Here is a 13,026-nt window from a genome sequence, read left to right as displayed (position 1 = left end):
AATGGCTCGTGTAAAACGTGGTGTAGTGGCTCATCGTCGTCACAAAAAAATTCTTGCTCGCGCTAAAGGTTACTATGGTGCTCGTTCACGCGTTTATCGCGTAGCGTTCCAAGCGGTAATCAAAGCTGGTCAATACGCATACCGTGACCGCCGTCAAAAGAAACGTCAATTCCGTGCTTTATGGATTGCGCGTATCAATGCTGGTGCTCGTCAAAACGGTTTGTCTTACAGCCGTATGATCGATGGCTTGAAAAAAGCTCAAGTGATCATCGACCGTCGCGTATTAGCTGACATCGCTATGCATGATGCAATCGCATTTGCTGCTTTAGCTGAAAAAGCTAAAGGCGCATTAGCTGCATAAGCTTAGAGATTCAAAAGAAGGCCGCTTTTTAGCGGTCTTTTTTATATTTATAACTTTTCACTTCTATCAATCACTAGAGACAGGAGTTTGCTTCTATTTCTCCTATATGTGGTTGATAGAAGTTTAATAATCTAAGAGCTACTATTATGGGCTTCTTTGTCAGCTAAGTTTTTAAGTACTTTATAGATTGCATAAAACAGTGCAAGAATCAGAATAAAAAGATTGCCCCAATGAACTGCAAAATAAGCTAAGGTCCATAAAGCACAATAACACCATAACATTGACCATAAAAATTTCACGATCCCTAACCAACGAAAGTGTGGTTGCGGTTCGATAGGTGAGGTCGTTTCATGTTCGATAAGTGGAGTTGTGATAGGGGAGAAATCGGCTGAGTTTTGGGTTTTTGGAGTGAATTTAAAAGCAGTGAGTTGTTCTTGATGATTATTGATGTTGGAGCTCTGATATTGATTGGCAGCGTATTTTAGGATAAGTACATGGAATTCATCGAGTATATTACGTACGGTGTCAAATTCTAATCTTTCATTTTCAGTCATTTGCCAGTAATCACCATTATCATTTTTAATATGGGATTCATTATTCAACTGATTTTTTAAACGAGCAGCGTTGAGCATGAGAATACTGGCATAATTTTTTTTGAGGTTATAAGGCAAAACTGGAAACTGTTCTTCTAGTCTATACATGTCACCTTCATAACAATTATTATCAGTTAAAGGAATAGGGTAGCTACCAAAGCGTTGGGCTACAGCAAAATGATAAATTTTTTCTTGGTATTCATTGAAAAAGCTTTGCCAAGAGATCGGTTTTAAGTCTTCAGTAATATAAGATACAACCTCTACAGGAAGATCTTTCAATACATAATTTTCAACACTATCGTGATAATTATTATAGTCTGAATACAATGGATATCCATCGTTGTCGTAGCTTTGCCAAGATGGTTTTTCTTCACAAGGTAGGAGCACTTTCAATTCTTGCTGGGAAAAATGGCAAATAATGCAAAACTCATCCTCAGCTTGAAAGAAATTAAAAAGTTCTGATTCTTCGAGATAATTCGCAATTATTGAGGTTGAATGTAAACTGATTTTCTCTAGGCCTAGACGTTTAAGATAACTTAAAAAATGTGAAGCAGAGCCTGCGAGTAAATTACCCTGATCAATATTTCTTAAAATAGGAAAGTGAGTAAAGAGTAAGGGGTGGCGGTCTAAAAGTTCGGAATCTACACCTCCTGTTAAAAATTCGTTTCCATAACTGACTAACGCGATTTGACGGTATATTCTTGGTAAATACATCTATGCTGTTCTTCCTATTATAATCATTGTAAATAATAGATAGATTGAACAAAAACGCATGAGAAAACAATATCACTTTAGACAAGTGGCTCAAGATACTTATATCTGGGATGTACATCATCTGGTTGAGCGAACCAAAACTTTTGTGATCAAGAAAGTTACACTTGCTGATATTCGAGAACTCGACGAAGCTTATTGGTTTCCAGATCAATTTCCGACGACACAGCAAATCATAGAACATTTTCAATTGGTTCAAGACGCTGATCTGAGTTATCCCATTATTTTATGTGCCGAAGGTCGGCTCATGGATGGCATGCATCGTGTTGCCAAAGCAAGTTTATTGAAACATAGCCATATTCTTGCCGTGCAATTTGAACAAACGCCTGAACCCGATTTTATCAATGTGGATGAAGATGAGCTGGTTTATGATGATTAAATCAATCTTTTGATTTAATTCAAGATTACATAACCCAAACATGTTGCAATAGACTTTTCTCCCTGAATCTTTTTACAGTAAAGAAAACAAGATCGGGATAAAAAGTATGCGAGTGAGTGTAGAAGGTTTAGAACAAGGCGCGATTGAAACAGAATTAAGTATTTTGCCTAGAAAAGGCGAAACTATCCGGATCTTCTATGGTCCTGATGCGGAAGTAGAGGGCGAAATTGAAAATATCCATCACATTGTCAATCAGCATGATGGCGGGCATAAAGTTGTTATCAAAATCAGGCCAATTTTTTAAATTGATAAAAACCTAGATCAAGTGATCTAGGTTTTTTTTATTTAGTCTATCGTTATAAGCCGAAATAATACGCACACACGCAGATGACAATGGTGAGTAGAATTAATTTGATCACACCTGAAGCTCCAACTTTGTGATGTTGCTGGGTATTGTTAATTCGTTGTGGAATTTCCATGGTCCGGTCGATGATTTCGGGCTCTTCCGCTGTTAATTGAGCGCTTTGATAATGATTGGCGGTTTTCACAATCAATTTGGCAAATAGGTCATCCGCTTTTTGCAAAAAGTTGCGCACATTAATTTGCTCTTCGGGGCTAAGCAATTCGCCAGCCGCAGTGTAAGGATGCTTCTTTTGCTGTTCCAAATGCTCTACCAATGCCTGGGTGCGGTGTAATAAGCGATGTGCACAATCTGCTGGATAGTCGGTTGGGATTAAAGCCAGTTGCTGACTTGAAAGGTCTTCTGGATCGACTGCATAACCGTAGAAAGGAAAATCCTGCTGTTCAGGTTCTATAAAGTTGTCCGCATATTTGCTGTCAAATAATTCTCTTTCTAGAAAAATAGCAACTTCATTCCAATTCACTTTTTTGAGATCTGCATCGATTTTCTTGGCGAACTTATCATTTAACTCGTAACGCCAAAGATCTTCCTGACGTATCATTGATTGCTGAGAGTCGGGAGCCTGAAATTCACGATCACTATCATCCCATTCCGCCAGTTCATGTCCACAAATCCAGGCCGTCTTTTTATTGGCTTGATGGCTTACGATAAAATGTGCGAAGGGAAGCAGTTCAACATTGGCATTCGGATTCTGTTCGTCATTGAGCAGGCTAGATAAATGTAGACTCAGCTTTTTTACGCCTTGTTTTTTTAAGCCTTCAAGCCAGATCTGGAAATGTTGAGCCAGTAGATGCTGTGACATTAAATCTCTGAAGATCAGACGATTTTGATTAAAAACCGGGTGTTCAATCCAGCGACTGAAATTGAGATTTGCTGCAAGGTATTCATTGCCATAGGTGACAAGGGCAAGTTGCTGTTTCCAGATTTGATCAAGCGCCATCGTTATTCTTTCTCATTGACGAATTAGGGTTTATTGATATTTCACAGATGCTTGCGACAGTGGACATTTTTTTGATGCTACAAGGCATGTCTTATGTAATTTAGTCATTCTAAATAAATAAGATATAACGCAGTAGCGGCAAAAAATGTCCCTGTCCCATAGGGTTATGGCTAAAACTTCCCTAAACTGTGTTATGAAACTTGACAAGGGGTTTGCCATTGTCTGCGTTTCATGCCTTGTTTATGTCGTTTTAGCCGATAACGCAAGGCATGGTTGAAATGTCAATAGACCCTAGTATCTTATCCATTTTATTCAATTATTGATCATTTTTTTCAAAAATTAATCGGCCTGCTTCATTCTCCTGTGCTTTTATCCCCAACTTGCTGCACAAAAAACCAGAAGATTTAAAGCTGGGTTTTGCTTCATAAAAGGGGTAAAAAGCTGATAAACTATAGCGTTTTCTTATATTTCTATATTTTGTTGCTTTGAGAGTTACTATGTCACTGGAAGCCCTGACCACTGAAGCGCTTGCTGCCATTGCAGCGGCTCAAGACCTTGCTGCACTCGACCAAGTACGTGTGCAATTTACAGGGAAAAAAAGCCAGCTTGCAGAGCAGTCGAAAGCACTTGGAAAGATGGATCCTGAAGAACGAAAAGTACAAGGTGCTGCCATCCATGCTGTTCGTGAAGCAATCAATAGCGCTTTGACCGAGCGTCAACAGTCATTACAACAAGCGGAACTTGCAAAGAAACTGGCAAGTGAAACCATTGATATTACCTTGCCAGGCCGCGGTCAGCGCATGGGCAGTATTCATCCTGTTACTCAGGTTCAGGAACGTATTTGCCAGTTCTTTACCAAAGCAGGTTTCCAGGTTGCGCATGGTCCTGAGGTTGAAGATGACTATCACAACTTCGAAGCCTTAAATATTCCTGGGCATCACCCGGCACGTGCCATGCACGATACCTTCTATTTCGATGCAACACATTTATTGCGTACCCATACATCGGGTGTTCAAATTCGTACCATGGAAACCAGTCAGCCACCGATTCGTATCGTGTGTCCAGGCCGTGTTTACCGTTGTGACTCGGATCAAACCCATTCGCCGATGTTCCATCAGATCGAAGGTTTATATGTTGCAGAGAACACCAGCTTTGCCGAGTTAAAAGGTTTGTTAATTAACTTGCTTAATGAATTCTTTGAAAAAGATTTGAAAGTACGTTTCCGTCCGTCTTATTTCCCATTCACAGAGCCAAGTGCCGAAGTGGATATCATGGATGAGCGCGGTCGTTGGTTAGAGGTTTTAGGTTGTGGCATGGTGCATCCAAATGTACTCCGTGCTGCAGGCATTGATCCTGATAAATACAAAGGTTTTGCCTTTGGTTTAGGGGTGGAGCGTTTTGCAATGTTGCGTTATGGCATCAATGATTTGCGTATGTTCTATCAAAATGATGTGCGTTTCTTACGCCAGTTTGCCTAGACAGATTTGGACCTCTCCCTAACCTCTCCTAAAAGGAGGGGGAACAAAAGTAGATTTATAGGTTTTTAATAAAATGAAAATTAGTGAAAATTGGTTACGCACCTGGGTCAATCCAGCAATTGATAGCGATACATTGTCTGATCAGTTAACCATGCTTGGTCTGGAAGTGGATGAGTTGGCGCCTGTGGCGAAACCCTTTACTGGTGTAGTTGTGGGTGAAGTAGTCACGGTTGAGCAACATCCAGATGCGGATCGTTTACGTGTGACCACGGTGAATATTGGTTCAGGTGAGCCATTACAAATCGTTTGTGGTGCTCCGAATGTCCGCGTGGGCATGAAAGCGCCTGTTGCCACTGTTGGGGCGGTATTGCCAGGTGATTTTAAAATTAAAAAAGGCAAACTGCGTGGTGTTGAATCACATGGCATGTTATGCGGTGCTTCTGAAATTGATTTAGAAGACAAGATTGACGGTTTATTGGAATTACCTGCTGATGCGCCAGTGGGGATCAATATCCGTGAATATTTAAAACTTGATGACAATGTGATTGATATCAGTATTACCCCAAACCGTGGTGACTGTTTTAGTATCCGTGGTATTGCACGTGAAATTGCAGTCATCAATCAGTTAAAGATGAATGAGCCTGAAATTCAGTCAGTTGCTGCAACTATCACTGATGAAAAAGCAGTGACGATCACGACTGAGGGTACGCCACGTTATTTGGGTCGTATTGTTAAAAATGTCAATATCAAAGCTGCAACACCAGACTGGATGGAACAAGCACTAGCGCGTTCAGGTATCCGTACACATAGCATTCTGGTGGATATTACTAACTACGTATTACTTGAGTTAGGTCAACCTATGCATGCTTTTGATCTGGCGAAAATCGAAGGTTCAATCCAGGTTCGTCAAGCGCAGCCTAAAGAAAAGTTGATGTTGCTTAATGATCAGGAAGTTGAGCTACAAGATGACATCATGGTGATTGCTGATGATCAGAAAGCCTTGGCCATTGCCGGTATCATGGGCGGTCTGGACTCATCGGTTACTGATGATACACAAGATATCTTCCTTGAAAGCGCTTTCTTTGCACCGTTAGCGATTGCTGGCCGTGCACGCCGCTTTGGCTTGCATACCGATTCATCTCAACGTTATGAACGTGGGGTTGATTTTGAACTGCCAATGATTGCCATGCACCGTGCTTCTGAATTGATTCAGGCCTTTGCTGGTGGTGAGTTTGGTCCGATCACGATTGCTGAGCAAGCGGCTTTATTGCCAAAACGTGAAGCAATTGTATTGCAACAGTCACAAGTCGATCAGTTACTTGGATATCAGGTGGCAGGTGATTTTATTGTTGATGCATTAACGCGTCTGGGCTGTGTGGTGACCGCAATTGCTGAAGGTGAGTGGAGTGTGGTCCCACCTTCACATCGTTATGATATGGCAATTTATCAAGACTTGATTGAAGAAGTAGTACGTATCCACGGTTATGACAATATCCAAATCAGTTTGCCAAAAATTGATGTCAAGTTGGAGAAATATCAAGACCGTTTTGAAATTGCGCAATTACGTCAAACGATTGCAACATTGGGCTATCAAGAAGCGATCAGCTTTAGCTTTGCCGATGCAAAACTGGAAAAGCAGCTGAATCCAGCGGTACAGCCATTGATGCTGGCAAACCCGATTTCAAGTGATCTGGCTGCAATGCGCAGTACCTTGCTATCGAGCCTGATTCCTTGTGTACAGTACAACTTAAATCGTCAACAGCCACGTGTACGTTTCTTTGAGTTAGGTTTACGTTTTGACTATCAGAATGCCCAAAGTATTCATGATCTTAAACAGATCCCGACGTTAGCCTTGATTGCGGTTGGTTCACGTGTACCAGAGTCTTGGCATGCAAAACCTCAGGCCATGGATTTCTTTGACTTTAAAGGTGAGGTTGAAGAGATTCTGGCAGCAGGCCGTCTTGGGGTTGAGTTTGCCCGTAGTGAACGTGCATGGTTACATCCAGGGCAGTCTGCGGAAATTTTAGTCGCTGGTCAATCGATTGGATATCTCGGTCGTTTGCATCCATCACTGGAAAGTGAACTCGATTTGGGCACAACTTGGGTGGCAGAACTGGATCAGCAGGCTGTTTTGCAATCTTATGTATCTAATTTTACAGAATTATCACGTTTTCCATCGGTTAGACGTGATATTGCGCTTTTAATCTCTGATAATATTGAGGTAAGAGATATTCAGCGGTTAATTGAGCAAACTGGTGGAGAGTTACTCGACTCGACATGGTTGTTCGATGTGTATACGGGGCAAGGAGTTGAACAAGGCAAACGCTCTCTCGCTTTTGCAGTGTTATGGCAACATCCAACTCGTACGCTTGAAGATGCTGAAATTAAATCTGGTATGGATAACATTATTCAAGTGTTGGAAGACACTTACCAAGCGACATTGAGGGCCTCATGACAGCATTAACAAAAGCAGATATGGCGGACCATTTAAGTGAGCTGACTAGCTTAAATCGCCGCGAAGCAAAACAAATGGTCGAGTTATTTTTTGACGAAATCAGCCAGGCATTGATTGCGGGTGAGCAGGTCAAACTTTCTGGGTTCGGTAATTTTGAGTTGCGTGACAAACGTGAACGTCCAGGACGTAATCCTAAGACGGGTGAAGAGATTCCGATCTCTGCCCGTCGCGTGGTAACGTTCCGAGCGGGTCAAAAATTCAGACAGCGTGTTGGAAATGAGCAGATCGATTGATCTGCTTTTTTTTATCTTTGTATTTTGTTTGAACTTTAAAATATTTAGGCATAAAAAAAAGAGAACCGATAGGTTCTCTTTTTTTCGATAATCTAAAACTAGATTATTTAGCAGCAGAAGCTGGAGCAGCAACTTCAGAAGCAGCAGCAACTGGAGCAGAAGCAGCAGCAGTAGTCGCTTCAGAAGCAGCAACAGTAGCTTCAGATGCAGCAGTAGTAGCTTCAGATGCAGCAGCTACAGCTTCAGAAGCAGCAGCGTTAGCGTCAGCAGCTGGAGCTTCTTTCTTAGAGCAACCAACGAAAGCTAAAGTAGTAGCAATAGCAGCAACAACAGCGAATTTTTTGAATAACATGGCATCACTCTCATAAAATTGTGAGATTAAAAAAAACCTTAAGTTAGTCTGTTTGTGCTTTTATTATTCCTAAACGCTTTAGGTAACAACGCAGGGAGCAGCCTAACTGGTCTGAGGCTATCCTATCAAAGCAATTCATGAATTACTACTGTTCTGTCCAACAAAACGACAAAAATGGGCAAAATTTGGCTGTTTTTTGATAGAAAATAACTATGGATTATAAATTTTAAATCGGTAAGTTGCGGAAATTAAATAAGTTATTTTATAAATATATAAATAAATCAATAGAATAGTGTTTTTGGTAACTTTTTTAAAAAAATGTAAATGTTATGTAAGTTTGTCAACCAAATAAAAAAAGCTACCATTGAGGTAGCTTTTTATTCGACTTTAGGTCGAGGCTTTTCTTTTCATCTGATCGAAGAAATCATCATTGGTTTTGGTTTCTTTCATACGATCCAGTAAGAATTCCATGGCCGCAAGCTCATCCATTGGGTGAAGGAGTTTACGCAGGATCCAGACTTTACGCAGATTTTCTTCGCTCATGAGGCGTTCTTCACGGCGAGTACCTGATTTCTTGATGTTCATTGCCGGGAATACACGTTTCTCTGCAATACGACGATCAAGCGTGATTTCCTGGTTACCTGTACCTTTGAATTCTTCGTAGATCACGTCATCCATTTTACTGCCGGTTTCAATCAAGGCAGTTGAAATAATGGTGAGTGAGCCACCTTCTTCAATATTACGTGCCGCACCGAAGAAACGTTTTGGACGTTCTAAAGCATGCGCATCCACACCACCGGTTAATACCTTACCTGAGGATGGAATCACGGTGTTGTAGGCACGGGCAAGACGGGTAATCGAATCGAGCAGAATCACCACATCTTTCTTGTGCTCAACCAGACGCTTGGCCTTTTCAATCACCATTTCGGCGACTTGCACATGGCGGGCAGGGGCTTCATCGAAGGTTGATGCCACAACTTCACCACGAACGGTACGTTCCATCTCGGTTACTTCTTCCGGACGTTCGTCAATCAGAAGCACGATCAAGAACACTTCCGGGTTGTTACGGACAATGGATTGCGCGATATTTTGCAATAACATTGTTTTACCCGCTTTCGGCGGTGCCACAATGATTGAACGTTGACCTTTACCAATCGGAGCAACCAGATCGACTACACGTGCAGTTAAGTCTTCAGTTGTACCATTCCCGAGTTCCATAATTAGTTGTTCGGTCGGGAAAAGTGGGGTCAAGTTTTCAAATAAAATCTTGTTGCGTGAATTTTCAGGGGTATCGTAGTTAATCTGGTTAACTTTTAATAGGGCAAAATAACGTTCACCTTCTTTTGGTGGACGAATTGTACCGGTAATGGTGTCACCAGTACGTAAGTTAAAGCGACGGATTTGTGATGGACTGACATAGATGTCATCTGGTCCAGCTAAATATGAACCAGCCGCAGAGCGTAGGAAGCCAAAACCATCAGAAAGAATTTCGAGAACACCATCACCAAAGATTTCTTCGCCATTCATGGCATGGCGCTTTAAAATGGCAAAAATAATATCTTGTTTACGGTTACGTGCCATGCCTTCAAGGCCCATAAACTCCGCAATCTTAATGAGTTCGCCAATGGGTTTTTTCTTGAGTTCAGTTAAGTTCATAAGTGGTCAGACAGAATGGAATAAGTGGAGGACTACGTTAGGGAAAGAATAAAAATCGACCGCATACATACATGCTGATGTAATTGTATTTACACAACCACAATTCAGTAGTCTGGTTCATTGTTTCAGAGAGAAATGTGAAAACAATTGTTTATTGCCGAGCGGCGATCTTATGTTTTGTGTCTTGTAAGAAGCGCAATGAAGTAGATTCCATTCAAAGCTTCTTGATCCAGAAATATAGATGAAATCAGGGGATTTGTCAATTTTTAACTGGAAATACACGATTCAGCTGAGCGTGTATTTCCAGTACTGACAATTCAACAGTCGTATTAGATGTTTTGGTCAATAAATGCTGCAAGTTTTGAACGTGGTGCTGCGCCAACCTGTTGAGCAACAACTTCACCATCTTTAAACATCAATAATGCTGGAATATTACGGATATTATATTTCACCGCAGTGTCTTCGCATGAAGTCACATCAACTTTAACGATTTTCACTTTACCCGCGTATTCGTTTGAAAGTTCTTCAAGGACAGGGGCAATTGCTTTACATGGTGCACACCAGCCAGCCCAGAAATCTACAAGTACAGGCGTTTCAGCATCTAAAACATCTGCTTGGAAGTTTTCATCAGTAGTATTAACAATAGTCGCAGACATAAGGTTGCTCCAAATTTAAGAAATAAAGTGCGAATTTAAACATCATCACGATGAATATTACATTGCCGCTTTATTCAATGTAAGGGTTTGTTCCGATTATTCAAGTTTGAAAATGAAAAGTCTAATGGATGCTCACGATGTTGATCATCGACTTCTACAATGATTTAGGCATGAAAAGCATAAATAGCTCACTTTTATTGATGAAAATGACTTTAAAATTGTAAGCATGTGAATTACTCTAATGCGTGAATTGAGCATGGGTTTATATGAATAATGTCTGATTTTCTGATTGATGAAGAATTACTTGCTGCGATTGATATGGGATCGAACAGTTTCCATCTAGCGATTGCTCGTGTTGATCATGGCGAGGTTAAAAAAGTCGCTTCAATGTCAGAAAAAGTTCAGTTAGCCGCCGGACTGGATGAAAACAAGAATTTAACAGAAGCAGCACAACAACGCGGACTGGCATGTTTAGCCCGTTTTGTCGGGCGTTTGAGTTCGGTACAACCGAACCGTTTAAGAATTGTAGCGACCAATGCCTTAAGACAGGCGAAGAATGGTCATGAATTTATCCAGAAAGCAGCTGAAATTTTACCCAAACCGATTGAAATCATTGCCGGTCGAGAAGAAGCACGCCTGATTTACCTAGGTGTTTCGCATACCATGGCCAATGGCGGTCGCCGTCTGGTGGTGGACATTGGTGGTGGATCAACAGAATTTATTATCGGCGAAGAGTTTGAGCCGCTGCATACCGAATCTTTACAGATGGGATGTGTGGCCTATAGCAAAACCTATTTCGCTGACGGCGAGATTACCAACAAGGCATTTGACAAGGCGGTTGTTGCGGCGCGTAAAGAGATGTCAGGCATTGCCAACACCTACAAATCTGTCGGTTGGGATACGGTTGTTGGTTCAAGTGGAACGATCAAGGCCTGTCGTCAGATTGCAGTTAATCTAGGGTTAAGTGATGAGCAGGAAAACCTGACCCGTGATGGCCTGTATAAGTTAAAAGACCGGTTACTGAAATTTAAACATATCTCTGAAATTGATTTTGAAGGTCTGCGTGAAGACCGCCGAGCAGTTTTGCCAGCTGGTCTTGCAATTTTATTCGCCATTTTTGAAGTTTTAGATATCGATAAATTGGCATATTCTGACGGTGCGTTACGTGAAGGGGTCATGTATGACTTACTTGGACGTTTCAAACATGAAGACATTCGTGACCGTAGTGTGCAAGCCTTAATGGGCCGTTACAATGCCGATCCGAAGCAGGCCGAGCGTGTTGTTAATACGGCTCAACAATTGTTTGATGGCGTAGCACAAGCGTTGAATTTAACTACTGAAGACAGTGACTTACTGCGTCGTGCCGCTTATTTGCATGAAATTGGTCTGGCGATTAGTCATGGCGGTTATCATCGTCATGGTGCTTATTTATTGCAGCATTCCGACATCCCGGGTTTCTCGCAAATTGATCAAAACCATTTGTCTCATCTGGTTTCACATCATCGTCGCAAGTTGCGTGCGGATGCAAAAAATGACGTTTTAAAGGTCGGTGGCAGTCATTTACTTGATCTCTGTTTATTACTGCGTCTGGCGGTTTTGCTGAACCATAGTCGTAGTGATCAGATGCTTCCTGCCATTGAACTGAGTGTTGTAAATGATCAACAATGGCAACTAAGCGTATCTGGCGATGCTAAACAATGGCCTTTATTGGTTGCTGACCTGCATGATGAACAAGTGCAGTTTAAGCATTGGGACATTGAGTTAAATATTCAGTCAGACAAATTTGTTGATTAACCATATTATTATGGACCATTCTTGACTTATGAAAAATAAAGCGACTCAGTCCAAGGCTTGGGCTACGGTTCAAATTGCACGACATCCTGAACGTCCGCAATTTCTAGATTATGTCAGTGAAATCTTTACTGAATTTGATGCACTTCATGGTGACCGTTTATTTGGTGATGACGGTGCCATGATTGGTGGTCTGGCACGTTTTGACGGACAGCCCGTGATGGTGGTGGGTCAACATCGTGGTCGCAGCACCCGTGAAAAGTTACAACACAACTTCGGTATGTGTAACCCGGAAGGCTATCGTAAATCACAGCGTTTACTGGATATGGCTGAGCGTTTCAATTTACCTGTCTTTACTTTTGTGGATACCATGGGTGCTTATCCGGGTGTTGGGGCAGAAGAACGTGGTCAGGCTGAAGCGATTGCAACCAGCTTGGCGCAACTTTCAAGCTTAAAAGTTCCTGTCATTGCCACTGTACTAGGTGAAGGCGGTTCAGGTGGTGCCTTGGGTATTGGTGTGGCTGATCGTGTGATTATGCTGTCGCACAGTATCTATTCCGTGATTTCACCAGAAGGTTGTGCCTCTATTTTGTGGAAAACTGCTGACAAAGCGGCGCAAGCAAGTGAGGCACTGGCTTTAACCGCAGACAAGCTCAAAGCTTTGGGTATTGTGGAATATGTGGTGGATGAAGGTGAGGGTGCACATTTGCAACCTGAAAAAGTCATGCATGATTTGAAAGATGTGTTAAAACAAGCACTAGATGAATTGCAACCGATGGATGCCCAGGAACGATGCGACGCACGTTATCAACGTTTAATGAAGTTTGGCAGCAGCAATTTAGGCATCGCGTCTTAGCACAAACACAGCATTTTTCTGAAC

General features: G+C 41.7%; 13 protein-coding genes. 8 read left to right on the top strand and 5 right to left on the bottom strand.

Annotation, left to right across the window (positions count from 1 at the left end; all coding sequences use genetic code 11):
• Window position 1: 1 nt before the first annotated feature.
• A complete protein-coding gene (rplT, locus tag J699_RS01930; RefSeq protein WP_004655655.1) occupies window positions 2–361 on the top strand; it encodes a 50S ribosomal protein L20 in 360 nt (119 codons plus the stop codon).
• Window positions 362–492: 131 nt separating this feature from the next.
• Here rplT and J699_RS01935 read toward each other — a convergent pair whose 3' ends face one another.
• Window positions 493–1,668 (bottom strand): hypothetical protein, encoded by a 1,176-nt coding sequence (locus J699_RS01935; RefSeq protein WP_032871147.1) that lies wholly within the window; start codon window positions 1,666–1,668, stop codon window positions 493–495.
• 58 nt (window positions 1,669–1,726) lie between these two features.
• Between J699_RS01935 and J699_RS01940 the strand changes: the two genes are divergently transcribed.
• Both J699_RS01940 and J699_RS01945 read left to right on the top strand, forming a co-directional pair.
• Entirely contained in the window at window positions 1,727–2,104 is a 378-nt protein-coding gene (locus J699_RS01940) for a hypothetical protein (RefSeq protein WP_032871149.1), read from the top strand.
• 106 nt (window positions 2,105–2,210) lie between these two features.
• Window positions 2,211–2,408 carry a hypothetical protein gene (locus J699_RS01945; protein WP_032871150.1) on the top strand — a complete coding sequence of 66 codons (198 nt, stop codon included), beginning with the start codon at window positions 2,211–2,213 and terminating at the stop codon, window positions 2,406–2,408.
• A 52-nt stretch (window positions 2,409–2,460) separates the two neighbouring features.
• On the opposite strand, the gene J699_RS01950 is transcribed toward J699_RS01945, so the two are convergent.
• Window positions 2,461–3,465, bottom strand: a complete 1,005-nt coding sequence (locus J699_RS01950) for a hypothetical protein (protein ID WP_032871152.1) — start codon at window positions 3,463–3,465, stop codon at window positions 2,461–2,463.
• A 497-nt stretch (window positions 3,466–3,962) separates the two neighbouring features.
• Here J699_RS01950 and pheS point away from each other — a divergent pair, with 497 nt between their 5' ends.
• The 3 genes from pheS (at window position 3,963) to J699_RS01965 (ending at window position 7,691) form a co-directional block, all read left to right on the top strand.
• The gene (gene pheS / locus J699_RS01955) at window positions 3,963–4,943 is read left to right on the top strand and encodes a phenylalanine--tRNA ligase subunit alpha (RefSeq protein WP_005283435.1); all 981 of its coding nucleotides are present in this window, start codon (window positions 3,963–3,965) and stop codon (window positions 4,941–4,943) included.
• A gap of 73 nt (window positions 4,944–5,016) precedes the next feature.
• Complete coding sequence (gene pheT, locus J699_RS01960; RefSeq protein ID WP_032871154.1) at window positions 5,017–7,398, top strand: phenylalanine--tRNA ligase subunit beta; 2,382 nt, start codon at window positions 5,017–5,019, stop codon at window positions 7,396–7,398.
• The gene (locus J699_RS01965; protein WP_000126166.1) at window positions 7,395–7,691 is read left to right on the top strand and encodes an integration host factor subunit alpha; all 297 of its coding nucleotides are present in this window, start codon (window positions 7,395–7,397) and stop codon (window positions 7,689–7,691) included. The genes pheT and J699_RS01965 overlap by 4 nt, the downstream gene beginning before the upstream one ends.
• Window positions 7,692–7,794: 103 nt before the next feature.
• On the opposite strand, the gene J699_RS01970 is transcribed toward J699_RS01965, so the two are convergent.
• The 3 genes from J699_RS01970 to trxA all read right to left on the bottom strand — a co-directional run bounded on the left by J699_RS01970 (window position 7,795) and on the right by trxA (window position 10,355).
• Window positions 7,795–8,043, bottom strand: a complete 249-nt coding sequence (locus tag J699_RS01970) for a hypothetical protein (RefSeq protein WP_005283441.1) — start codon at window positions 8,041–8,043, stop codon at window positions 7,795–7,797.
• Between the two features lie 387 nt (window positions 8,044–8,430).
• Complete coding sequence (rho, locus tag J699_RS01975; RefSeq protein ID WP_004664227.1) at window positions 8,431–9,699, bottom strand: transcription termination factor Rho; 1,269 nt, start codon at window positions 9,697–9,699, stop codon at window positions 8,431–8,433.
• A gap of 329 nt (window positions 9,700–10,028) precedes the next feature.
• Window positions 10,029–10,355 (bottom strand): thioredoxin, encoded by a 327-nt coding sequence (gene trxA, locus J699_RS01980; protein ID WP_004774726.1) that lies wholly within the window; start codon window positions 10,353–10,355, stop codon window positions 10,029–10,031.
• A gap of 273 nt (window positions 10,356–10,628) precedes the next feature.
• Here trxA and ppx point away from each other — a divergent pair, with 273 nt between their 5' ends.
• Window positions 10,629–12,149, top strand: coding sequence for an exopolyphosphatase (gene ppx / locus J699_RS01985; RefSeq protein WP_005228790.1), 1,521 nt, complete (start codon window positions 10,629–10,631; stop codon window positions 12,147–12,149).
• Between the two features lie 28 nt (window positions 12,150–12,177).
• Window positions 12,178–13,002, top strand: a complete 825-nt coding sequence (locus tag J699_RS01990; RefSeq protein ID WP_005228791.1) for an acetyl-CoA carboxylase carboxyltransferase subunit alpha — start codon at window positions 12,178–12,180, stop codon at window positions 13,000–13,002.
• The last annotated feature ends 24 nt before the right edge of the window (window positions 13,003–13,026 follow it).

Source organism: Acinetobacter sp. 1000160 (assembly GCF_000588715.1).
In the GTDB taxonomy this organism is placed as follows: domain Bacteria; phylum Pseudomonadota; class Gammaproteobacteria; order Pseudomonadales; family Moraxellaceae; genus Acinetobacter; species Acinetobacter courvalinii.
Note: the sequence above shows the minus strand (reverse complement) of the source record. Positions and strands in the feature narration are given on the sequence as shown.

Bases quoted from the DNA above. Each gene is read 5' to 3' on its own strand.
- rplT (WP_004655655.1), top strand. From the start codon at position 2: ATGGCTCGTGTAAAACGTGGTGTAGTGGCTCATCGTCGTCACAAAAAA.
- J699_RS01970 (WP_005283441.1), bottom strand. From the start codon at position 8,043: ATGTTATTCAAAAAATTCGCTGTTGTTGCTGCTATTGCTACTACTTTA.
- J699_RS01935 (WP_032871147.1), bottom strand. From the start codon at position 1,668: ATGTATTTACCAAGAATATACCGTCAAATCGCGTTAGTCAGTTATGGA.
- ppx (WP_005228790.1), top strand. From the start codon at position 10,629: ATGTCTGATTTTCTGATTGATGAAGAATTACTTGCTGCGATTGATATG.
- J699_RS01990 (WP_005228791.1), top strand. From the start codon at position 12,178: ATGAAAAATAAAGCGACTCAGTCCAAGGCTTGGGCTACGGTTCAAATT.
- rho (WP_004664227.1), bottom strand. From the start codon at position 9,699: ATGAACTTAACTGAACTCAAGAAAAAACCCATTGGCGAACTCATTAAG.
- trxA (WP_004774726.1), bottom strand. From the start codon at position 10,355: ATGTCTGCGACTATTGTTAATACTACTGATGAAAACTTCCAAGCAGAT.
- J699_RS01940 (WP_032871149.1), top strand. From the start codon at position 1,727: ATGAGAAAACAATATCACTTTAGACAAGTGGCTCAAGATACTTATATC.
- pheS (WP_005283435.1), top strand. From the start codon at position 3,963: ATGTCACTGGAAGCCCTGACCACTGAAGCGCTTGCTGCCATTGCAGCG.
- J699_RS01965 (WP_000126166.1), top strand. From the start codon at position 7,395: ATGACAGCATTAACAAAAGCAGATATGGCGGACCATTTAAGTGAGCTG.
- pheT (WP_032871154.1), top strand. From the start codon at position 5,017: ATGAAAATTAGTGAAAATTGGTTACGCACCTGGGTCAATCCAGCAATT.
- J699_RS01950 (WP_032871152.1), bottom strand. From the start codon at position 3,465: ATGGCGCTTGATCAAATCTGGAAACAGCAACTTGCCCTTGTCACCTAT.
- J699_RS01945 (WP_032871150.1), top strand. From the start codon at position 2,211: ATGCGAGTGAGTGTAGAAGGTTTAGAACAAGGCGCGATTGAAACAGAA.